The sequence below is a fragment of the Brevundimonas sp. TWP1-3 genome (assembly GCF_049896085.1).
Classification (GTDB): Bacteria; Pseudomonadota; Alphaproteobacteria; order Caulobacterales; family Caulobacteraceae; genus Brevundimonas.
In genome coordinates, this window is sequence record NZ_JAFCTP010000001.1 from 2,173,220 (window position 1) to 2,194,435 (window position 21,216).

Annotated in this window: 26 protein-coding genes; 19 read left to right on the top strand and 7 right to left on the bottom strand. The window is 65.0% G+C overall.

Annotated elements, in window-relative coordinates; all coding sequences use genetic code 11:
• Nucleotides 1–39 precede the first annotated feature (39 nt).
• The 4 genes from ACP693_RS10715 to ygiD all read left to right on the top strand — a co-directional run bounded on the left by ACP693_RS10715 (nucleotide 40) and on the right by ygiD (nucleotide 2,751).
• Nucleotides 40–855 carry a D-alanyl-D-alanine carboxypeptidase family protein gene (locus tag ACP693_RS10715; RefSeq protein ID WP_426016952.1) on the top strand — a complete coding sequence of 272 codons (816 nt, stop codon included), beginning with the start codon at nucleotides 40–42 and terminating at the stop codon, nucleotides 853–855.
• On the top strand, nucleotides 831–1,289 hold the full coding sequence (locus ACP693_RS10720) for a hypothetical protein (RefSeq protein WP_426016951.1): 459 nt from the start codon (nucleotides 831–833) through the stop codon (nucleotides 1,287–1,289). The genes ACP693_RS10715 and ACP693_RS10720 overlap by 25 nt, the downstream gene beginning before the upstream one ends.
• A 96-nt stretch (nucleotides 1,290–1,385) precedes the next feature.
• A complete protein-coding gene (wrbA, locus tag ACP693_RS10725) occupies nucleotides 1,386–1,988 on the top strand; it encodes an NAD(P)H:quinone oxidoreductase (RefSeq protein ID WP_409716184.1) in 603 nt (200 codons plus the stop codon).
• Nucleotides 1,989–1,992: 4 nt separating this feature from the next.
• Nucleotides 1,993–2,751, top strand: coding sequence for a 4,5-DOPA dioxygenase extradiol (gene ygiD, locus ACP693_RS10730; RefSeq protein WP_426016949.1), 759 nt, complete (start codon nucleotides 1,993–1,995; stop codon nucleotides 2,749–2,751).
• Here the strand turns inward: ygiD and ACP693_RS10735 are convergent, their stop codons facing one another.
• The gene (locus ACP693_RS10735) at nucleotides 2,752–4,305 is read right to left on the bottom strand and encodes an AMP-binding protein (RefSeq protein WP_426016947.1); all 1,554 of its coding nucleotides are present in this window, start codon (nucleotides 4,303–4,305) and stop codon (nucleotides 2,752–2,754) included. It lies immediately after the preceding gene.
• A 183-nt stretch (nucleotides 4,306–4,488) separates the two neighbouring features.
• Here ACP693_RS10735 and lipA point away from each other — a divergent pair, with 183 nt between their 5' ends.
• The 15 genes from lipA (at nucleotide 4,489) to lpdA (ending at nucleotide 16,843) form a co-directional block, all read left to right on the top strand.
• Nucleotides 4,489–5,451, top strand: a complete 963-nt coding sequence (gene lipA / locus ACP693_RS10740; protein WP_426016945.1) for a lipoyl synthase — start codon at nucleotides 4,489–4,491, stop codon at nucleotides 5,449–5,451.
• Between the two features lie 7 nt (nucleotides 5,452–5,458).
• On the top strand, nucleotides 5,459–5,905 hold the full coding sequence (locus ACP693_RS10745; RefSeq protein ID WP_426016943.1) for a type II toxin-antitoxin system RatA family toxin: 447 nt from the start codon (nucleotides 5,459–5,461) through the stop codon (nucleotides 5,903–5,905).
• A gap of 105 nt (nucleotides 5,906–6,010) precedes the next feature.
• Nucleotides 6,011–6,247, top strand: coding sequence for a hypothetical protein (locus tag ACP693_RS10750; protein ID WP_426016941.1), 237 nt, complete (start codon nucleotides 6,011–6,013; stop codon nucleotides 6,245–6,247).
• Entirely contained in the window at nucleotides 6,244–7,362 is a 1,119-nt protein-coding gene (locus ACP693_RS10755) for an NAD(P)/FAD-dependent oxidoreductase (RefSeq protein WP_426019578.1), read from the top strand. Before ACP693_RS10750 ends, ACP693_RS10755 begins: the two co-directional genes overlap by 4 nt.
• Complete coding sequence (locus tag ACP693_RS10760) at nucleotides 7,359–7,910, top strand: sugar O-acetyltransferase (RefSeq protein ID WP_426016940.1); 552 nt, start codon at nucleotides 7,359–7,361, stop codon at nucleotides 7,908–7,910. Before ACP693_RS10755 ends, ACP693_RS10760 begins: the two co-directional genes overlap by 4 nt.
• 155 nt (nucleotides 7,911–8,065) lie before the next feature.
• Nucleotides 8,066–8,248: a 50S ribosomal protein L32 gene (rpmF, locus tag ACP693_RS10765; protein ID WP_026108365.1), complete on the top strand. Its 183-nt coding sequence runs from the start codon at nucleotides 8,066–8,068 to the stop codon at nucleotides 8,246–8,248.
• 109 nt (nucleotides 8,249–8,357) lie between these two features.
• Nucleotides 8,358–8,975 carry a hypothetical protein gene (locus ACP693_RS10770; RefSeq protein ID WP_426016939.1) on the top strand — a complete coding sequence of 206 codons (618 nt, stop codon included), beginning with the start codon at nucleotides 8,358–8,360 and terminating at the stop codon, nucleotides 8,973–8,975.
• Nucleotides 8,976–9,064: 89 nt separating this feature from the next.
• Complete coding sequence (gene eno / locus ACP693_RS10775) at nucleotides 9,065–10,342, top strand: phosphopyruvate hydratase (protein WP_426016937.1); 1,278 nt, start codon at nucleotides 9,065–9,067, stop codon at nucleotides 10,340–10,342.
• Between the two features lie 137 nt (nucleotides 10,343–10,479).
• Nucleotides 10,480–10,779: an FtsB family cell division protein gene (locus ACP693_RS10780; RefSeq protein WP_426019576.1), complete on the top strand. Its 300-nt coding sequence runs from the start codon at nucleotides 10,480–10,482 to the stop codon at nucleotides 10,777–10,779.
• A gap of 133 nt (nucleotides 10,780–10,912) precedes the next feature.
• Complete coding sequence (gene pdhA / locus ACP693_RS10785) at nucleotides 10,913–11,941, top strand: pyruvate dehydrogenase (acetyl-transferring) E1 component subunit alpha (RefSeq protein WP_135195511.1); 1,029 nt, start codon at nucleotides 10,913–10,915, stop codon at nucleotides 11,939–11,941.
• Between the two features lie 3 nt (nucleotides 11,942–11,944).
• Entirely contained in the window at nucleotides 11,945–13,324 is a 1,380-nt protein-coding gene (locus ACP693_RS10790) for a pyruvate dehydrogenase complex E1 component subunit beta (RefSeq protein ID WP_426016935.1), read from the top strand.
• The gene (locus tag ACP693_RS10795; protein ID WP_426016934.1) at nucleotides 13,321–13,638 is read left to right on the top strand and encodes a DUF5076 domain-containing protein; all 318 of its coding nucleotides are present in this window, start codon (nucleotides 13,321–13,323) and stop codon (nucleotides 13,636–13,638) included. Before ACP693_RS10790 ends, ACP693_RS10795 begins: the two co-directional genes overlap by 4 nt.
• Complete coding sequence (locus ACP693_RS10800) at nucleotides 13,638–14,939, top strand: pyruvate dehydrogenase complex dihydrolipoamide acetyltransferase (protein ID WP_426016932.1); 1,302 nt, start codon at nucleotides 13,638–13,640, stop codon at nucleotides 14,937–14,939. The genes ACP693_RS10795 and ACP693_RS10800 overlap by 1 nt, the downstream gene beginning before the upstream one ends.
• Before the next feature lie 15 nt (nucleotides 14,940–14,954).
• Nucleotides 14,955–15,434, top strand: coding sequence for a glutathione peroxidase (locus ACP693_RS10805; protein ID WP_426016930.1), 480 nt, complete (start codon nucleotides 14,955–14,957; stop codon nucleotides 15,432–15,434).
• A 2-nt stretch (nucleotides 15,435–15,436) separates the two neighbouring features.
• Nucleotides 15,437–16,843, top strand: coding sequence for a dihydrolipoyl dehydrogenase (gene lpdA, locus ACP693_RS10810; protein WP_426016929.1), 1,407 nt, complete (start codon nucleotides 15,437–15,439; stop codon nucleotides 16,841–16,843).
• Between the two features lie 58 nt (nucleotides 16,844–16,901).
• Here the strand turns inward: lpdA and ACP693_RS10815 are convergent, their stop codons facing one another.
• From ACP693_RS10815 to ACP693_RS10840, 6 genes are all read right to left on the bottom strand, one after another.
• Entirely contained in the window at nucleotides 16,902–17,084 is a 183-nt protein-coding gene (locus ACP693_RS10815) for a DUF3606 domain-containing protein (protein ID WP_135195518.1), read from the bottom strand.
• 96 nt (nucleotides 17,085–17,180) lie between these two features.
• On the bottom strand, nucleotides 17,181–17,462 hold the full coding sequence (locus ACP693_RS10820) for a type II toxin-antitoxin system RelE/ParE family toxin (protein ID WP_426016927.1): 282 nt from the start codon (nucleotides 17,460–17,462) through the stop codon (nucleotides 17,181–17,183).
• Nucleotides 17,459–17,731, bottom strand: a complete 273-nt coding sequence (locus ACP693_RS10825; RefSeq protein ID WP_426016925.1) for a hypothetical protein — start codon at nucleotides 17,729–17,731, stop codon at nucleotides 17,459–17,461. Before ACP693_RS10825 ends, ACP693_RS10820 begins: the two co-directional genes overlap by 4 nt.
• Before the next feature lie 57 nt (nucleotides 17,732–17,788).
• Nucleotides 17,789–20,143, bottom strand: a complete 2,355-nt coding sequence (locus ACP693_RS10830; protein ID WP_426016923.1) for an ATP-dependent helicase — start codon at nucleotides 20,141–20,143, stop codon at nucleotides 17,789–17,791.
• Between the two features lie 156 nt (nucleotides 20,144–20,299).
• Entirely contained in the window at nucleotides 20,300–20,443 is a 144-nt protein-coding gene (locus ACP693_RS10835; RefSeq protein ID WP_426016921.1) for a hypothetical protein, read from the bottom strand.
• Between the two features lie 31 nt (nucleotides 20,444–20,474).
• Nucleotides 20,475–21,194 carry an SIMPL domain-containing protein gene (locus tag ACP693_RS10840; RefSeq protein WP_426016919.1) on the bottom strand — a complete coding sequence of 240 codons (720 nt, stop codon included), beginning with the start codon at nucleotides 21,192–21,194 and terminating at the stop codon, nucleotides 20,475–20,477.
• Between the last annotated feature and the right edge of the window lie 22 nt (nucleotides 21,195–21,216).

Below are 21,216 nucleotides of genomic sequence, written 5' to 3' on the forward strand. Positions count from 1 at the left end.
TGGCGAAGTCTTCTTGCGTTTCTGTCCCTCTGCTTTGCGTTGGTCTTCGCCAGCGGCGCGCGTGCGGCCGGTCCCTGCCATACCAATGCCGACGGTTGGCAGGCGCAGGGACTGGCGAATGCGGCCTCGGCCTATGGGATGGAGTGGGCGCCGTTCGGGGCGATGGAGTGGGGATGGCAGGCCTATCTGCCGCTGATTCAGCACGAGCTGCATACGCCCTGCGGCCCCGGCACGCCGATCTTCGCGTCGCAACTGGCGGGGTTCCAGCAGACCCACGGCCTGGCGCCCACAGGCCTGTTCGACGCCGCGACGTTTCAGGTGTTCAGGGGGCTGTGGCAGGAGCGGCGGCCATTCGTGATGGCGCGGGTCGGTGGGGCCTGTCCCGAGCCGCCGCCGATCAACCAGCTGGGTTATCTGGTCGCTTCCGAGGAACATGCGGACCGTCTGACGCGACTGTTGCGGCGCGACGTGCTGGACGCCTATCGCCGGTTGGTGGCCGCCGCCCGCGCCGAGGTTCCCGAGGTGGCGTCCAATCCCGAGCTGTTGCAGATATTCTCCGGCTTCCGCGATCCGGAGGCGGACGCCGCCCGCTGCGCCCAGCAGGGCAATTGCGACGGACTGCGCCGCGCCGTCTGTTCGCCGCACAGGACCGGGACAGCGGTCGATCTCTATGTCGGCCAGGCGCCGGGGCAGGGCGTCGATTCCACTTCGCCGGCAAGCCGCGAACATATGGCGCGGACGGCGACCTATCGTTGGCTGGTGGCGAACGCTGGACGGTTCGGGTTTACGCCCTACGTCTATGAGCCCTGGCATTGGGAGTATGTACGGCCGTGGGATCCTTCGTTCGCGCCCTGACCGAGGGGGAGGCGGCCCTGGGGCGCGAGGCGTTCGGGGCGGCCTTGCGCCTGGAGACCGTGCGTCTGATCGGCTGGCCGTTACGCCGCGCCTTCGTCGCCGGGCGCTGGTTCGGGCGTGACTGGATCGTCTGGCCGCACAGGGCGATGGTCGGTGACTTCGCCTCGGCCTCGCTGCATCTGCAGGGCGTGCTGGTGCATGAGCTGACCCATGTCTGGCAGGCGCAGCAGGGGGTGAACCTGTTGTTCGCCAAGCTGAAGGCGGGAGACGATGCGGCCGCCTATGCCTATTCCGCCGATCCGGACTGCCGTTGGGACTCGCTGAACATCGAGCAGCAGGCGATGGTGATGGAACATCGTTTCCATAGAATGCGCGGAGGCAGGGCGCCGGGCAGCGCGGCCTTCTATGATGCGGTCTGTCCTTTCGTGTGTTGAAAACCTGTCGGGGGCTTGCATGGACCGAACGGACACGCCAAGTTAGCAACGGTCGTTGTTGCGAATGACGGCCGGTCATTCAACGGAGCCTCCCCAATGCCCAAGATCCTCGTCCTGTATCACTCGACCTATGGCCACCTCGAAACCATGGCCGAAGCCGTCGCCGAGGGCGCGCGCGAGGTCGAAGGCGCGGTGGTGGACATCAAGCGCGTGCCGGAAACCGTGCCGGAAGACTTGGCCAAGGCCTCGCATTACAAGCTCGACCAGAAGGCGCCGATCGCCAAGATCGACGACCTGAAGGACTATGACGCCATCATCATCGGCGCCGGCACCCGCTTCGGCTCGGCCGCCTCGCAGATGCGCGCCTTCCTGGACCAGGCCGGCGGCCTGTGGTTCAGCGGCGCCCTGATCGGCAAGATCGGCGGCGCCTTCACCGCGACGGCGACCCAGCACGGCGGCCAGGAAACCACCTTCCAGGGCTTGCACAACTTCTTCATGCACCACGGCATGCCGGTCGTGGGCCTGCCCTATTCGTATCAGGCGATGATGACGCTGGACTCGGTCGAGGGCGGTTCGCCCTATGGTGCGACGACCATCACTGGCGGCGACGGTTCGCGTCAGCCCAGCGAGATCGAACTGGGCGGCGCCAGGTTCCAGGGCAAGCACATCGCCGAACTGGCCAAGAAACTGCACGGCTGATCCGATGCGCCAGCCCGCCGTCTTCTTCGGTCACGGTTCGCCCATGAACGCGCTTGGCGGTCCCTACGGGGCTGCGTGGCGCGCGCTGGGCGAGGCCATAGGCAAGCCCAAGGGGGTGGTGATGATCTCCGCCCACTGGGAGACGCGCGGGCTGTGCGTCACCGCGCAGGAACGACCTGAAACCCTTCATGATTTTGGTAACTTTCCGCGTGAACTTCACGAGATGCAATATCCCGCGCCCGGGTCGCCTGAACTGGCGGCGCGGGTCGCGGAACTGACGGGCGCGATGCAGACGCAGCAATGGGGTCTGGATCATGGGACCTGGTCGGTGCTGTGCCATGTCTGGCCGGACGCCGACGTGCCGGTGGTGCAGCTGTCCCTGAATCGCGAGCTGACGGCGCGGCAGCATTACGATCTGGCCAAGGCTCTGAAGCCGCTGCGGGAGGAAGGAATCGTCATCGCCGGCTCGGGCGACTTCGTCCACAATCTGCGGACCTGGAAGCGCGAGGACAGGGCCGAACCCTACGCCTGGGCGACCGGGTTCAACGAGGCGGTGAAGACGGCGTTCGAAAAGGGCGACCACGACGCCCTGATCGACTGGGTCGGCCTGGCCGAGGACGCCCAGCTGAGCGTGCCGACGGACGAACACTATCTGCCGGTGCTTTATATCGCCGCCCAGCAGGAGCCGGGCGAGGCGGTCAGCTTCTTCAACGACCGTATCGACGGCGGCTCGATCTCGATGACCGGCGTCAGGATCGGCTGATCAGGCCGACTTTTCGGGCTCGACCATCTTCTGGATCGAGACATAGTCCGTCTTGCCGGTGCCCAGGACCGGCACTTCGGCGACCTTGACGATCTTCTTGGGCACGATCAGCTCGGGCGCGCCGTTGGTGCGGGCCCATTCGGCCAGGGGCGCGACCTCGGCCTCGGCGTGGTCGGTGACCAGAACCAGTTTCTCGCCCTTGCGGCTGTCGGGGATGGACACGACGGCGTGGCGCTGATCCGGCCAGACGGCGCCGGCGATGCCTTCCACGGCGGTCAGGGAGACCATTTCGCCGCCGATCTTGGCAAAGCGCTTGGCGCGGCCCCGGATGGTGACATAGCCCTCGTCATCCACATCGACGATGTCGCCGGTGTCCAGCCAGGTGTCGCCGATCGGATCCCAGGCCAGGGGTTCGGCCGAGGTGACATAGCCGCTCATGACGTTGGGTCCGCGCAGCATCAGACGGCCGCCCGCGTCGATGCCCTCGACCGGCTCCAGCGTCCAGTCGATGCCGGGCAGGACCTGGCCCACGGTGCCGGGCGCATTGCGCGCGGGATGGTTCACGGCGATGACCGGCGACGCCTCGGTCGCGCCATAGCCTTCCAGCAGTACGACGCCGCCGAACTTTTCGTCGAACAGGGCGCGAGTTTCGGGCCGCACCTTCTCGGCGCCGGCGACCACGAACTTCAGGGTCGAGAAGTCGTTCGGCTCGGCGACGCGGCCGTACTGGTTCAGGAAGGTGTCGGTGGCAAACAGGATCGAGGCGTTCACCTGGGGCAGCAGGTCGGTGATCTGTTTGGCATGCAGCGGCGACGGATACTGGAACGCCTTCAATCCTTGCAGCAGCGGCAGGATGACGCCGCCGGTCAGGCCGAAACAGTGGAAGGTCGGCAGGGGATTGAACATCACCCATTCCGGCAGCAGGTCGATATGGGCCGCCACCTGGCGGGCGTTGGCGACCAGATTCTTCTGGCTCAGCACCACGCCCTTTGGCGTGCCGAAACTGCCGGAGGTGAACAGGACCACGCCCGGCGCGTCCGGGTCGGTCTTGACGCGGAAACGCTTGGGCGCGGCGCCGGCGGCGAGGCCATAGAGCTTGTCGGCCAGGCCGATGGTTTTGCGCACGTCGTCCAGCCAGACGATCTCGGCCACCGTCTTCAGGTCCGCGATCAGGTCGTCCAGCTTGGCCTGTTCGATGAAGCGCCGGGCGGTCAGCACCTTCTTGACGCCCGAGGCCTTGATCGCGGCCTTCAGATTGGCCTCGCCGGCGGTGAAGTTCAGCATCACCGGCACGCGGCCGTGGGCGTGCAGCCCGAAGAAGGTGACGACGACCCCCATCGACGACGGCAGCAGGATGGCGACCCGCTCGCCGAGATCGGTCATGTGCGCGATCTTGCGGCCCAGCACGAAGGCGGCGCGGATCAGGCCGGTGTAGGTGAGGGGGTGGCGATCCTGGTCCTCCAGAATTTCCTTGTCGCCGAACCGCGCCCGCGCATCGATCAGGGCGTCGATCAGGGACGAGTCGTAAAGCGAGGGATCCAGGGCCTGGCGCAAGCGCGTCTCCTACGGAGGGCGCGGACGGCCCTCTCTGTTGTTCGGGCGACTGTCATTAATGACGCCGCGTCATCTTGAAAAGATGCGTAACGTCGCGTGAGTTCCGCCGCGCGGTCACGCCTGCGGCAAGTCTGTTACCCGGTGTGCCTTGCCTTAACGCCTTCAAAGTCCGAAATACCGGGAATGGTCACCCTGATCGACACCCTTCAGCGCAAGCCTTCCGAGCTGCGTCACCCCGAAAAGCAGAACCGGCCCGAGTCGGTCGTTCTGAAAAAGCCCGACTGGCTGAGGGTCAAGGCGCCCGGCTCGGGTCAGTACAATGCGACCAAGGAGATCGTGCGCTCCAAGGGGCTGGTGACGGTCTGCGAGGAGGCGGCCTGCCCGAACATCGGCGAGTGCTGGAGCCAGAAGCACGCCACCCTGATGATCATGGGCGACACCTGCACGCGGGCCTGCGCCTTCTGCAACGTCAAGACGGGCCTGCCCCAGCCGCTGGACCCTGAAGAGGCGGGCAAGGTCGGGCTGGCGGTTCAGCAGATGGGCCTGAACCACGTGGTGATCACCTCGGTCGATCGCGACGACGTGTCGGACGGCGGCGCGGCCCACTTCGCCGAGGTGGTGCGCCAGATCCGCATCCAGGCGCCGGGCACCACCATCGAGATCCTGACGCCTGACTTCCTGCGCAAGGACGGGGCGGCCGCCGTGATGATCGAAGCCAAGCCGGATGTCTTCAACCACAACCTGGAAACCGTGCCGCGCCTGTATCTGAAAATCCGGCCCGGCGCCCGCTACTTCCACAGCCTGCGCCTGCTGCAGATGGTCAAGGAGCGCGACCCGGAGCAGTTCACCAAGTCCGGCATCATGGTCGGCCTGGGCGAGACCAAGGAAGAGGTCATGCAGGTGATGGACGACATGCGGTCCGCCGGCGTCGACTTCATCACCATCGGGCAGTACCTGCAGCCGACGCGCAAACACGCCGCCATCGACCGTTTCGTCACGCCGGAAGAGTTCAAGGCCTATGAGGCGATCGCCCGGGCCAAGGGCTTCCTGATGGTGTCGTCCAGTCCGCTGACGCGTTCGTCGCACCACGCCGGCGACGATTTCGCTCGGCTGAAGGCGGCGCGCGAGGCGCAGCTGCGTCGCTAAGTCCCGCATGGCCGTCCACCGCGTCACGCGCATCCTTCCCTATGCGCCCGAACAGCTTGCCGATCTGGTCGCCGACGTGCGCGCCTATCCCGACTTCGTGCCCTGGGTCACGTCGATGCGCGTCTGGAACGAGCGGGCCGAGGGCGAGGGCGTCACTGTGCTGGACGCTGAGGCGGGGGTCGGCTTCTCCTTCCTGAAGGAGCGATTCTCCACCTGGGTCCGGCATGACCGGAACGCGCCCAAGGTCGAGGTCGGCCTGCTGCGCGGGCCGTTCAAGCACCTGAAGAATCGGTGGGAGTTCTTTCCGCACCCCGACGGGGCGCGGCTGGAGTTCATGATCGACTTCGCCTTCAAATCGAAGATGCTGGACCTGATGCTGTCGGCCAACTTCGACCGCGCGGTGGAAAAGCTGATCGGATGCTTTGAAAGCGAAGCAGCTAGACGGTTTCGATGAGGGCGCACGATGTCGGAACAGAGACCTGTATTGTACAGGCGTCGCAGCTGGGTTCTGCTGGTCGTTCTTGTTATATCGACCTGCGCTTTCGTCTTGGCGTCCCCCATGTTGCTGATGTTCGCCGCCATGTCAGGGATGGGGAGTGATTCTTGCGCGGGATGGCCAGCTCGTCTTTTCGTGATCGGGGGCGTGACCTTGCCGATAGCCATCCTCGGCGTGCTGATAAATGGGTGGAGAGCTTTCATTGTTCGTAACGAACCACGCGCATGGTGGGGCTTTGCGATCCTGCCCTTGTGGCCGCTGTGGTTGTTCTTGAGCATGAAGATGGCTGAGTTTTGCTGAACGTCTTCGATTTCGACGCGACCGTCGTGGGCGCCGGGGCTGTGGGCCTGGCCTGCGGTCGGGCGTTGTCGAAACGCGGCCTGACGGTGCTGGTGCTTGAGAAGGAAGGCCACATCGGCCAGGGCGTCTCGTCGCGCAATTCCGAGGTGATTCACGGCGGCCTCTATTATCCGACCGGATCGCGAAAGGCGCAGTTCTGCGTCGAGGGGCGGCGGGCGCTTTATGACTTCCTGGCCAGTCGTAAGATCGACCATCGCAAATGCGGCAAGCTGGTCGTGGCCACGCAAGAGGCCGAGGTCGAACGGATCGAGGCCATCTTCGAACAGGCGACGGCCAACGGGGTCGAGGGGCTGGCGCATCTGACCGGCGCCCAGGCGCGGGCGCTGGAGCCCGAACTGAATGCTTATGCCGCCATCCTGTCGCCCGAGAGCGGCCTGTTCGACAGCCATGGCTATATGCTGGCCCTGCAGGGCGAAATCGAGGATGCGGGCGGCTCGGTCGTGGTTTCGGCGCCGTTCGAAGGTGCCGAACCCCTGCCGGACGGCGGGTTTCGCATCCGTGTAGGCGGGGAGGGGGCGATGGAGATCACCAGCCGCCTGCTGGTCACGGCCCCCGGTCTCTCGGCCCAGGCCGTGGCGGCGGCCATTGACGGCTATCCGGCCAGCGACATTCCGGCGGGCCATTTCGGCAAGGGGATCTACTTCCGGCTGGTCGGAAAGGCGCCGTTCGACCGATTGATCTATCCGCCGCCCATTCCCGGCGCTCTCGGCACCCATTATCGCAAGGATCTGGGCGGGCAGGCCGTGTTTGGCCCCGACCTGGCCTATGTCGAGACCGAGGACTATTCGGTCGATCCGGCCAAGGCCGAGGTTTTCGCCGCCTATATCCGCCGGTTCTGGCCCGGCCTGCCCGACGGCGCCCTGACGCCGGACTACGCCGGCATCCGCCCCAAGCTGCATGGACCGGGCGAGCCGCAGCCGGACTTTCAACTGCACGGACGCGAGCATCACGGCATAGACGGCCTGATGGCGCTGTTCGGCATCGAGAGCCCTGGCCTGACCAGCTCCCTGGCCATAGGCGAGGCCGTGGCTGCTGCTCTCACGGAGACCGCATGACTGAACGCGAGAAGATGCTGGCGGGCCTGCCCTATGATCCGGGCGATCAGGACTTGCGGGACGGTCGCGCCCGAGCGGTCGGCCTGACCGTCGCCATCAACGCCGAGCCGGATCGCGAGCGGCGCGGCGCCCTGGTCAATGAGCTGGTGAACGCCGCCGACGGCAAGGCGGTGATCATGCCGGGCTTCTTTTGTGACTATGGCGTCAACATCCATATGGGAGCGCGGGCCTTCGCGAACGCTAACTGCGTGTTCCTGGACTGCGCCGAAATCCGCATCGGCGACAACTTTCAGGCGGGGCCTGGGGTGCAGCTTCTGACGCCGGAGCATCCGCTGGACGCCGTTGCGCGTCGCGGCGAGGAGACGGCGCGGCCCATCGTCATCGGCGACGACGTCTGGATCGGCGGCGGCGCCATCATTCTGGCCGGCGTCACCGTCGGGGATCGATCGGTGATCGGGGCCGGTTCGGTGGTGACCAAGGATGTGCCGTCGGATGTCGTGGTGGTCGGGAATCCGGCGAAGATCGTGCGTCGCCTCACACCTGCTTAAACGCCTTGAAATCGTCGCGGGGTTCATGCATAAGCCGCGCCTCGCGTGGCGGTCCCCCGTTCTTCCTTTGAAGGGTTCAGGGCCGCCGCTATCGTTTTCGCGCTTGATCAGGCTTCGGCTCTGGGCGGCGCCCGACTTAGAAGATTGAGACGGACATGGCCGTTCCGAAGCGGAAAGTATCCCCCTCGCGTCGCAACATGCGCCGCGCCCACGACGCCCTGACCTCGAACGTCTATGTCGAGGACAAGGACACCGGCGAGCTGAAGCGCCCGCACCACATCGACCTGAAGACCGGCACCTATCGCGGTCGCCAGGTCATCACGCCGAAGGAAGACTAGTCTTCGACTGGCGTCCGGCTACGGCCGGATGACGATTTTAACGGCGCGCGGTGACCCGCGCGCCGTTTTCGTGCGTTCAATGCGGTGAAGCTTCCTCTGGAGACGCCGCATGATGATTCGTTTCACCGCCGTCAGCGCCTGCGCGCTGCTGACGCTCGCCGCCTGTGACCGCCAGGAACAGCCCGCTGCTCCGGCTCCAGTGACCGCTGCGCCGGCTGTGGAGACGCCCGCAGCGCCGGCTGTAGACCCCAACGCCCTGACGGCCGAAGGGCTGGGCCCCGTGCGAATCGGCATGACGCGCGCCGAGCTGGTGACGGCTTGGGGCGATGATTCTCAGCCGAACGCCGTCGGCGGCGCTGACCCTGAGACCTGCGACGAGTTCCATCCGGCCAATGCGCCGGCGGACGTGCGGGTCATGATCCAGAACGGCGTCCTGACGCGAATCACTCTGGCGCGCGGTGCGACGACCAAGACCGATCGTGGATTTGGCGTCGGCGACGCCGCCATGGCGATCAAACAGGCTTACGGCGGCGCCCTTTTCGCCCAACCGCACAAGTACCAGGATGCGCCAGCCGAAGATCTGTTCGTCTGGTCGCGTGGTGGCTCGACGTCCTATGTCACCGATCCGGCGGCGCGAGGCGCGCGCTACGAAATCGGCAGCGACGGCAACGTGATGATGGTTCACGCCGGCGATCCATCGATCCAACTGGTCGAGGGCTGTTCCTGACGCCAGGCGACGATGTCGGCATTGGCGTTTTGCGGGGAGGCGGCTAAACCGTCGGACCTCCCTTGCCCCTTGAGCCAAAGAGCCGAGCCATGACCGACATCGCCGACATCGTCGCCCGCCAGATCCTCGACAGCCGGGGCAATCCGACGGTGGAAGTCGATGTCACGCTGGAAGACGGCTCCTTTGGCCGCGCCGCCGTCCCATCGGGCGCCTCGACCGGCGCGCACGAAGCCGTCGAACTGCGTGACGGCGACAAGGACATGTGGGGCGGCAAGGGCGTGCAGAAGGCGGTCGACGCCGTCAACGGCGAGATCTTCGACGCCCTGTCCGGCATGGACGCCGAGCAGCAGCGCCGCATCGACGAGGCGATGATCGATCTGGACGGCACGCCCAACAAGGCGCGTCTCGGCGCCAACGCCATCCTTGGCGTGTCCTTGGCCGTCGCCAAGGCCAGCGCCCTGTCGGCCAATCAGGAACTGTATCGCTACCTCGGCGGCGTTTCGGCCCGTGTCCTGCCGACCCCGATGATGAACATCATCAACGGCGGCGCTCACGCCGATAATCCCATCGACATTCAGGAGTTCATGATTCTGCCGACCGGCGCCGAGACCTTCTCGGACGCGGTGCGCATGGGCGCTGAAATCTTCCATGCCCTGAAGAAGCAGCTGAAGGACGCCGGTCACAACACCAACGTCGGCGACGAGGGCGGCTTCGCCCCGAACCTAGCCTCGGCCGACGAAGCCCTGAGCTTTATCACCAAGGCGGGGCAGGCGGCCGGTTATCTGGCCGGTGAAGACTTCCACCTGGGCCTGGACGTCGCCTCGACCGAGTTCTTCAAGGACGGCAAATACATCATGACCGGCGAGGGCAAGACCGTCGATTCCGACGGTATGGCCGCCTATCTGGTCGATTTGTGCGAGCGTTTCCCGATCGTCTCGATCGAGGACGGCATGGCCGAGGACGACTTCGACGGCTGGCGCCTGCTGACCGAACGGCTGGGCGACCGGGTCCAACTGGTCGGCGACGACCTGTTCGTGACTAATCCGGCGCGGTTGGCCGCCGGTATCGGCGAAGGCCTGGCCAACTCCATCCTGATCAAGGTCAACCAGATCGGCACCCTGTCCGAGACGCTGGACGCCGTCGATATGGCTCACCGCGCAGGCTACACCGCCGTCATGAGCCACCGCTCGGGCGAGACCGAGGACTACACCATCGCAGACTTGGCTGTCGCCACCAACTGCGGGCAGATCAAGACCGGCTCGCTGGCGCGTTCGGACCGGGTGGCGAAATACAACCAGCTGCTGCGCATCGAAGAGATGCTGGGTGACCAGGGCATCTATTTCGGCGACGGCATGCTGCTGAAGTAAGAACGGAATTGTCGGCGGAGAATCAGTGTTCTCCGCCGACTATCTTACGGTCAAGCTACATTTCGTTAGGCATTTTCGGGCACGGTTCCTGAACTGTGTTTTCGCGCTCAGAAGGAGCGTTTTAAGTGCCCGAACGGATGAAACCTTACCGCCTGTCCTTCGCCCTGTTGTTGTTGCTTGCCTATCTTGGGGTGCAGGCGCTGACGGGCGAGCGCGGCTTGTTGAGCGGCTCTTCCCGCGATGCCCTGCTGGGGCAGCGTGAGGACCAGTTGGCGCATCTGACCGAACAGCGTCGCGACCTTGAGACGCGCGTTCGCTATCTTCGCACCGACAGTCTGTCCCGTGATCTTCTGGAAGAGCGTGCGCGCGCCGTCTTGGGCTTCTCCGACCCCCGCGACTATGTGATCCGCGTGCAGAGCCCCGCCGTTCAAGGGTGAAAACCCTCGCCACTTGAACTATTGTTACAGGGCGGCTCCCACCCCTTTGCGTTCCGGGAAGGAAGGCTGCTAAAGCCCCTTTCCGTAACGATAAGAAGGCGCCGGTTCTCGACGCCTAGCCGGGAGATACCGGATGGCGAAAGCCCCAGCCAAATCCGCTCAGACGACTTCGCCTGACAAACTGCCCAACACGCCGACGGCGTCCAAGGAGGACCTCCTTCGCTTCTATCGCGAGATGGTCCTGATCCGCCGCTTCGAAGAGCGTGCAGGTCAGCTCTACGGCATGGGTCTGATCGGCGGCTTCTGCCACCTGTACATCGGCCAGGAAGCCGTGGCCGTCGGCGTTCAGGAGAGCGTCAAACAGGGCCACGACAAGATCATCACCGGCTACCGTGACCACGGCCACATGCTGGCCGCCGGCATGGATCCCAAGGAAGTCATGGCCGAGCTGACCGGCCGCAGCGGCGGCTCGTCCAAGGGCAAGGGCGGCTCGATGCACATGTTCGACGTGCCGACCGGCTTCTACGGCGGTCACGGCATCGTCGGCGCCCAGGTGGCGCTGGGCACCGGACTGGCCTTCGCCGGCAAATATCGCGGCGACGATTCGGTGGCCTTCGTCTATTTCGGCGACGGCGCCTCGAACCAGGGTCAGGTCTACGAGAGCTTCAACATGGCGCAGCTGTGGAAGCTGCCCGCCATCTACATTATCGAGAACAATCAGTACGCCATGGGCACGAGCATCGAACGCTCGTCCTCCACGACCGAGTTGTACCAGCGCGGGGCCAGCTTCGGCATTCCGGGCGAACAGGTTGACGGCATGGACGTGCTGGCCGTGCGTGACGCTACGGCCCGTGCGGTGAAGCGCGCCCGTGAAGGCGGCGGTCCCTTCATCCTGGAAGTGAAGACCTATCGCTATCGCGGTCACTCGATGTCCGACCCGGCGAAATACCGGACCAAGGAAGAGGTGGACGAGGTCAAGAAGACCCGTGACCCGATCGATCACCTGAAGATGCTGCTGTCGGCCGCCAATGCGACCGAGGACGAGCTCAAGGCCATCGACACCGAAATCAAGGCGATCGTCGCCGAAGCTGTTCAATTCGCTCAAGAGAGCCCGGAACCCGATCCGTCCGAGCTCTACACCGACGTCTACGTGGAGGCCTGATCCGTGACCGACATTCTGATGCCGGCGCTGTCCCCCACGATGGAAGAGGGCACGCTGACCAAATGGCACATCAAGGCAGGCGACACCGTGTCGGCTGGCCAGGTGATCGCCGAGATCGAAACCGACAAGGCGACGATGGAAGTCGAGGCCGTGGATGAAGGCGAAGTGATGGAAATCCTGGTCGCCGAAGGTTCGGAGAACGTAAAGGTCAATACGCCGATCGCGCGTCTGGCCGGCGAAGACGGCGCAGCGGCGCCTGCGCCCAAGGCTGAATCCGACAAGGCTCAGGCCGATGCGCCCAAGGCGACTGCCGAAGGCAAGACCGGCGATCCCGAAAAGGCTCCGGCCCAGACCTCGACCCCCAAGGTCGAACTGCGCGACCCGGAAATCCCGGCCGACGCCAAACTGGTCAAGACGACGGTGCGCGACGCCCTGCGCGACGCCATGGCTGAAGAGATGCGTCGCGATGATCGCGTCTTCCTGATCGGCGAGGAAGTCGCCCAGTACCAGGGCGCCTACAAGGTCAGCCGCGACCTGCTGCAGGAGTTCGGCGACCAGCGCGTCGTCGACACCCCGATCACCGAGCACGGTTTCGCCGGCCTGGGCGTCGGGGCCGCCATGTCGGGCCTCAAGCCGATCGTCGAGTTCATGACGTTCAACTTCGCCATGCAGGCGATCGACCACATCATCAACTCGGCCGCCAAGACCCTGTATATGTCGGGCGGTCAGATCCGCGCACCTATCGTGTTCCGCGGCCCGAACGGCGCCGCTTCGCGCGTCGGCGCCCAGCACAGCCAGGACTATTCCGCCTGGTACGCCCAGGTACCGGGCCTGAAGGTGATCGCGCCCTATGACGCCGCCGACGCCAAGGGACTGCTGAAAGCCGCCATCCGCGACCCGAACCCTGTCGTCTTCCTCGAACACGAGATGATGTACGGCCTGGAGTTCGATGTGCCGGACGTCGAGGACTATGTCCTGCCGATCGGCAAGGCCAAGGTCCGTCGCGAAGGCAAGGATGTGACCATCACGGCCCACAGCCGCATGGTCGGCTTCGCCCTCCAGGCCGCCGAGAAGCTGGCCGAGGAAGGCATCGAGTGCGAGGTCGTCGATCTTCGCACCCTGCGTCCGCTGGACACCGACACCATCGTCGAGAGCGTCAAGAAGACCAGCCGTCTGGTCTCGGCCGAAGAGGGCTGGGGTCCGATGGGTGTCGGCGCCGAGGTGGTGGCCCGTGTCATCGAACACGCCTTCGACTATCTAGACGCCCCACCGCTGCGCGTGCACCAGGAAGACGTGCCGCTGCCTTATGCCGCCAACCTGGAAGTCTTGTCGCTTCCGGGCGTGGACAAGATCGTCGCGGCCGTGAAGCAGGTGATGGCATGACCGAAGCCTCGGAATTCATGCTGGTGACGCCCGAGAGCGTCGCCGCTGATCCCGATGCGATCGAAGTGCTGCGTATGTGGTGGTCGAAGAACGAACCGGTGATGTCGGTGAAGCCCGCCTTCAACGACCCGCTCCAGTTCGGCCACATGCTGGCCTATGCCGCGCGCCATATGGCGCACGGCTATGCCGTTCGTCACAACCATGATGAAACTGCGGCCTACAACCGCATCCTCGAAGGCGTCAGCGAAGTGGTGAAGGCGGCGAACGTCCGAACCGTCGCGGAGCCGACCACCAATACCGGGGGGAACGCCTGATGACCGATATCCTGATGCCGGCCTTGTCTCCGACGATGGAGGAGGGCGTTCTGGCCAAGTGGCACGTCAAGGTCGGAGACGTCGTCTCGGCCGGCGACGTGATCGCCGAGATCGAGACGGATAAGGCCACGATGGAAGTCGAGGCCGTCGATGAGGGCGAGATCACCGAAATCCTGGTCGACGAAGGCTCGGAAGGCGTGAAGGTCAATACGCCCATCGCCCGCCTGAAGGATGAAGGCGCAACCGCCGCGCCCAAGGCTGCGGAAAAGCCCGCCGCCAAGGCCGAGGAATCGCCGAAGGCCGAAGCCGCTCCCGCCGCTGAAACGCCCAAGGCTGCTGCTGCCGCTCCGGCGCCCGCCGCCCCGAAATCGGAAAACGGCGAGCGCATCTTCTCTTCGCCCCTGGCGCGTCGCATCGCCGCCCAGAACGGCGTTGATCTGAAATCGATCAAGGGCACGGGCCCCCACGGCCGCATCGTCAAGCGTGACGTCGAGGGCGCGCCGAAGGGCGCCGCTCAACCGGCCGCCGCCTCGACGGCGACCGCCGCCGCCGCGATCTCGGGGATTGAGCCGCGCAAGGCGCAGTCGCTGGCCCAGATGGGGATCCCGGACGGCAGCTACGACCTGATCCCGCTCGACGGGATGAAGAAGGCCGTGGCGCGTCGCATGGTCGACAGCGTCCAGAACGTGCCGCACTTCCCGCTGTTCATCGACGTCGAGATCGACCAGCTGATGGCGGTTCGCGCCAAGGTGAACAAGATGCTGGAGCCGCAGGGCGTCAAGGTTTCGGTCAACGACTTCGTCATCAAGGCTGCGGCCCTGGCCTTGAAGATGGTGCCGGAGGCGAACGCCTCCTACACCCCCGAAGGCATCGCCATGCACCACAACGCCGACGTCTCCATGGCCGTGGCGATCGACGGCGGCCTGATCACCCCGATCATCAAGAAGGCCGAGACCAAGGGCCTCGCGCAGATCGCGACCGAGTCCAAGGACCTGGCCAAGCGCGCCCGCGAACGCAAGCTGAAGCCGGAAGAGTTCCAGGGCGGCACCTTCTCGGTGTCCAACCTCGGCATGTTCGGTATCAAGCAGTTCACCTCGATCATCAATGAGCCCCAGGGCTGCATCATGAGCGTGGGCGCTGGTGAACAACGGGCCGTCGTCAAGGACGGTCAGATCGTGGCGGCCACGGTCATGACCGTGACCCTGACCTGCGATCACCGCGTGGTGGACGGCGCGACCGGCGCCCGCTTCCTGCAGGCGTTCAAGCCGATGATCGAAGATCCCGTCGCGATGCTGGCGTAAGGGGAGGGTGAGGTCATGACCTCGGTCTATGACTTCTCCGCCCGCGCCATCGACGGCACGGAGGTTTCGCTGGATCGTTTTCGCGGTCAGGCGCTGCTGATCGTCAATACGGCGTCCAAGTGCGGTTTCACCGGCCAGTACGATGGGCTGGAGAAGTTGCACCGGACGTTCGCCGACCGGCCGTTCGAGGTGCTGGGCTTTCCCTGCAACCAGTTCGGCGACCAGGAGCCGGGACGGGCGGCGGAGATCGCCGCCTTCTGCGCCACCAGTTTCGACGTGACCTTCCCCCTGTTCGACAAGGTGGAGGTCAACGGGCCGAACCGGCATCCGCTGTACGCCTGGCTGACGCAGCAGAAGCGTGGCTTCCTTGGCTCTAAGGCCATCAAGTGGAACTTCACCAAGTTCCTGACCAACCGCGAGGGCAGGGTGGTCGCCCGCTATGCTCCGCAAACAGAACCCGAGGCCATCAAGGCCGACATCGAGAAGTTGATCTGATCATGGCTGCTGAATTCGATCTCGTCGTCATCGGCTCGGGCCCCGGCGGTTACGTCGCGGCCATCCGCGCCAGCCAACTGGGCCTCAAGGTCGCGATCATAGAGCGCGAAAACCTGGGCGGCATCTGCCTGAACTGGGGCTGTATCCCGACCAAGGCGCTGCTGAAGTCTGGCGAGAAGTTCGAGAGCCTGAGCCATCTGAAGGAATACGGCCTGTCCGCATCGGGCGCGTCGTTCGACTTCGACGCCATCATCCAGCGCTCGCGCGGGGTGGCCAAACAGCTGAATCAGGGCGTCGGCTTCCTGATGAAGAAGAACAAGATCGAGGTGATCGAGGGCTCGGCCAAGCTGGAGAAGGGTGCCGCCGCGCCCAAGGTCGTCGTTGACCTGAAGGCGGGCGGTTCGCGCACCCTGGAGGCCAAGTCGGTCATGCTGGCCGTCGGCGCCCGCGCCCGCGCCTTGCCGCAGATCGGTCTGGAAGCCGACGGCGACCGGATTTGGGCCTACCGCGAGGCCATGGCGCCGAAGTTCCTGCCCAAGTCGATCGTCGTCATCGGCTCGGGCGCCATCGGCATCGAGTTCGGCAGCTTCTATCGCGCCCTGGGCTGCGACGTGACCGTGGTCGAGGCCGTGGATCGCGTCATGCCGGTCGAGGACGAGGAGGTCTCCAAGGCCGCCCAGAAGTCGTTCGAGAAGCGCGGCATGAAGTTCAAGCTGGACGCCAAGGTCACAAAGGTGAGCAAGGACGCCAAGGGCGTGAAGGTCGCCGTCGAGGTCGGCGGCAAGGCCGAGACGCTTGAGGCCGAGGTCTGCATCTCGGCGGTCGGCATCTCCGCCAACACCGACGGCATCGGCCTGGAGGCCCTGGGTCTGGAAATGGACCGCGGCCACGTCAAGATCGACGGGCACTGTCAGACCAACGTCAAGGGCCTGTACGCCATCGGCGACTGCGCCGGCGCGCCCTGGCTGGCGCACAAGGCCTCGCACGAAGGCATCCACGCCGCCGAGTTCATCGCCGGGTTCAAGACGCCCAACGTCCATTCGCCGATCGCCGGCTGCACCTACGCCCAGCCGCAGGTCGCCTCGGTCGGCGTCACCGAACAGGCCGCCCGCGCCGAGAAGCGCGAGGTCAAGATCGGCCGCTTCCCGTTCCGCGTGAACGGCAAGGCCATCGCCTCGGGCGACACTGACGGCTTCGTCAAGGTGATCTTCGACGCCAAGACCGGCGCCCTGATCGGCGCTCACATGATCGGCCACGAAGTGACCGAGATGATCCAGGGCTATGTCACGGCCATCACCATGGAGGCGACGGAAGAAGACATCCACGGCATCGTCTATCCGCACCCGACCATGTCGGAGGCCATGCACGAAGCGGCGCTGGACGCCTACGGGCGAGTGATCCACATCTGAACCAGAGACTGAAACGGCCCCGGAACGATCCGGGGCCGTTTTTGGTCAAGGGGGTGGCTCAGCGTTTCTTGCCCAGCTCCGCCGCAATGTCCTTGGTCATGCGACCGACCTTGCGGTGGGCGGCGGTGATCTGGTCGCGTGTAACGCCCCAGCGTTTCATGAAATATTCTACCGACTGCCGCTCAGACAGGTCTATGCGTTCCTTGTCGATGAAGCCGCGCTTGTCCTTGAGGCCTGCCATGGCTGGTTCCGTTTGATAAAGGGCCGTGCCATCCACTTACCCTGTCGGATTAGTCCTAGCCGCTAGCGCCCAAGGGGGCGAGCAACGTTCAACTGATCATCCTAGTCTGTTCTGGCGGCTGTGGAAGATACGGAGCACGATCAAGGTCTGGCTTAAGCGCCGGTAGCGGATCACAAATCCTTCCCTACCGAACTGAACCGCCTTTTCGCGTACATCTCCGCAGACGACCATGCCAAGGTCTGGAAAGTTCGCCAGTAGATCAATCGTCTGCACGATGCGCAAGGCCACTGCCCGGCCCGCAACGGGAGAATGGAGTTGGAGCCATCGCACCTGGGCCTCGAAGTCGAGTTCGGCCCTCGGCGACAGGATCATCTTCATTCAGGCTTGCCGAACGTCTTGTCGATCAGCGCCAGGAAATCAGACCTCGCCTCGCTCCACGGTCGGCCCTCCTCGTGCACTTCGTTCAGTGACGCCTGGTCGTCGCGCGGGTCGCCGTTGATCCAGGTGAAGTCGTCATAGTCGAAGAAACGGGCGTCCAACACCATGGCCGCCAGCGCCTCCGCCGGCATACCCATGGTTCGTGCGCGTTCCGAAATCTTGGCAGTGGTGTAGTCGTCGAGCTTGAGAGTCAGGGAGCCGTCGGCCATGGCGTGGCGTCCATTCAGAACATTGCAGGAACAATCTGGGTCAGTCGCCTGACAACGTCAAGCCTTCTCGACGAAGCTGTCGATCACCCGCTTTTCGCCGGCCTTTTCGAAATCGACCAGCAGTTTGTTGCCCTCGATGATGCGGACGTTGCCGTAGCCGAACTTCTGATGGAAGACGCGTTCGCCCTTTTTCCAGCTGGAACTCGACTTGGGATCGCCCGTGGCGATCAGGCGGCCGTCCCCCTCGATCACGGCTTTGCGGGCCGGAATCTTGTTCGGCGTCTGGGCGGCGGTGAAGCTTTGAGCGCGTTTCCAGCCGGGGGAGGAATAGCCGCTGCCGAAGCTGGGCGCGTCGTCCCAGCGGCTCTTGGCCTCCTTCATGCCGGTCGAGGCGCCGTAGTAGCCGGTGTCGGATTGTGGATCGACGTGGGCGATGGGCAGTTCATCGACGAAGCGGCTGGGCAGTTGCGAGGTCCAGCGGCCATAGACGAGGCGGTTGGCGGCGAAGGAGATGCGGGCGTCCTGCTTGGCGCGGGTGACGCCGACATAGGCCAGGCGGCGTTCCTCCTCGAGGCCCTTCTCGCCCTTCTCGTCGATGCTGCGCTGGCTGGGAAAGACGCCTTCCTCCCAGCCGGGCAGGAAGACCAGCGGGAACTCCAGCCCCTTGGCGCCGTGCAGGGTCATGATCTGGACGGCGCCGTCGCCATTGGGATCGTCACTGGTCGCGCGTTCCAGATCCATGACCAGGGAGACGTGTTCCAGATAGGCCTGCAGCGTCTCGAACTGCTGCATCGACTGAGTCAGTTCCTTGAGGTTGTCCAACCGGGTCTGGCCGCTGGTCCGGTCGGCCTTCTGCATGTCGGTGTAGCCGCTCTCCTCCAGCACCGTCTCCATGACCTGCCAGTGGGGCGTAGTCTCGGACAGGGCGCGCCAGCGGTCGATGTCACGCACGAAGTTGGACAAGGCGGTGCGGGTGCGGGCCTGAAGCTCGTCGGTGTTGATCAGTCCGCGCACGGCGGTCAGGGCGGACAGGCCGTGCTGGCGGGCGAGTTGCAGAACCTTCTGTACGCTGGTGTCGCCGATGCCGCGCTTGGGCACATTGACGATCCGCTCGAAGGCCAGATCGTCGTCCTCGGACTGGATCAGCCGCATATAGGCATGGGCGTCGCGGATTTCGGCGCGTTCGAAGAAGCGCGGGCCGCCGATGACGGCATAGGGGATGGCCAGCATGACCAGCCGCTCTTCAAACGCCCGCATCTGGAACGAGGCGCGGACCAGGATGGCCATGTCCTTGTATTTCAGGCCCGGTTCGCCCGCGTGGGGACGGCGGGCGGTCTCGATCTCGTCAGCGATCAGCCGGGCCTCGGCCTCGCCGTCCCAGACGCCGCGCACCCGCACCTTGTCGCCGCTGTCGTCCTCGGTCCAAAGGGTCTTGCCCAGACGGTCGCGATTGGCGGCGATCAGGCCTGAGGCTGCGCCCAGGATGTGGCTCGTCGAGCGATAGTTGCGCTCCAGCTTGACGATCTTGGCGCCGGGGAAGTCGCGCTCGAAGCGCAGGATGTTATCCACCTCGGCCCCGCGCCAGCCATAGATCGACTGGTCGTCGTCACCGACGCAGCAGACATTGCCGGTCGAGGCCGTCAGCAGCCGCAGCCACAAATATTGGGCGACATTGGTGTCTTGATATTCGTCGACCAGGATGTAACGGAAGCGGCGGCGGTATTCCTCGGCTAAATCCGCGTGCTGCGACAGGATGGTGATGTTGTGCAGCAGCAAGTCGCCGAAGTCGCAGGCGTTCAGGCTGCGCAGCCGCGCCTGATAGGCGGCGTACAGGTCCTGGCCCTTGCCGTTGGCGAAATCCTCGCCGGGCGGCAGCTTCTCGGGCGTCCAACCGCGGTTCTTCCAGTGGTCGATCAGGCCGCTGAGCGACTTGGGCGTCCAACGCTTGGTGTCGATGTTCGCCGCCTCCAGCAGTTGTTTCAGCACCCGTTCCTGGTCGTCCGTGTCCAGGATGGTGAAGCTGGATTTCAGCCCGACCAGTTCGGCATGCCGACGCAGGATCTGGGCGGCGACCGAGTGGAAGGTGCCCAACCAGCGCAGGCCCTCGGCCGACGGACCGATCAGATGGGTGATCCGCTCGCGCATCTCGCGCGCGGCCTTGTTGGTGAAGGTGACGGTCAGCAGTTCCCAGGGCTTGGCCCGGCCGGTGGCCAGGATGTGGGCCAACCGCGTGGTCAGGACCCGGGTCTTGCCGGTGCCGGCGCCGGCGAGAACCAGGACGGGCCCTTCGGTCGTCTCGACCGCTTCACGCTGTTCGGGGTTCAGCCCCTTCAGATAGTCGCGCGGCACCTCGTCCTCGGGCGCGCGGGCGCGCGCCAGGTCGGAAATGCGGGGGGCGGGGAGATCGGTCACAGGCGCAGAAATATCCGTCAGTCAGATTCGAAACCAGAACATAAGGGGACCGCGCGGCAATGTCAGGGCCACGCCACAATGAAACCTCGGAACCGGCAGGGCGACGGCAGGTTCCTAGGTGCGATGCAGCGAAACACGGACAAGAGTAAGGCGGCGTCAGACCGCAAACGGCAGGGCAAGAAGGCCGGTTGGCTGGCCTTCGTTCTGGGCATGGCCGGGATGTTCGTGATCATGGCGGTGTGGGTCGCCCTGGTCGAAATGGGCCAGGACCCGCATGCCGACGTCGAATTCATCGGGCAACCGCAATCCGCCGATGCGGGATCTCACGAGACTAATTCAGACTATAGGTGATGGTCGTGACGACCCGGACCTTCTTGTCGATCGAGGCCGCCTCGTCGCCGCCTGCGCCGTCACGCGGCAGGATTTCGAACGAGCCCTGGGTGGCCTGACGGATCGGACCCAGCGGCGTGCCGCTGTCCTTGGCGAACTGTTCCGCGCCGGTGCGCGCCGCCGCCGTGCCCTCGGCGATCATCTGCGGGCGGACATCGTTCAGCTTGGTGAAGATGTAGGACGGTCCCTGGAAGTCCTGCAGCACCACATCCTGACGCACGAGGTCGTTCAACAACCGCGTCGTGGCCTGAACCCGCGCCACATCGTTGGTTCGGACGATCACCGTCTGGGCCAGGATGAAGCGGGGACCGCCATTCTGCGCGGCGTATTCGCGCGACCGCGTGTCCGCGACCTCCAGCCGGCCCAGTTCGATGGTCTCGGCAGGATAGCCCTGGGCGGCCAGGAAGCGCCGTACAAGCGCAAGGTCGCCGTCGATCTTGGTCTGAACTTCGGACAGGACATCCCCCGAGGCCGTAAAGCGCAGCGGCAGGACGGCGAGATCGGCCTTCACATTGCGTTCGGACAAGCCGCGCACCGTCACCGTGCGGTCGCCTGCACGCGCATGGATGACGCCCTGACCGATCAGGGCGCCGGCGCCGATGAAGCCCAGGGCCAAAAGGCCGCCTACGACGGCGGCGGGGATCAGACGATTGTCGGTCATGACGCGGTCTCCATTCGGCTGA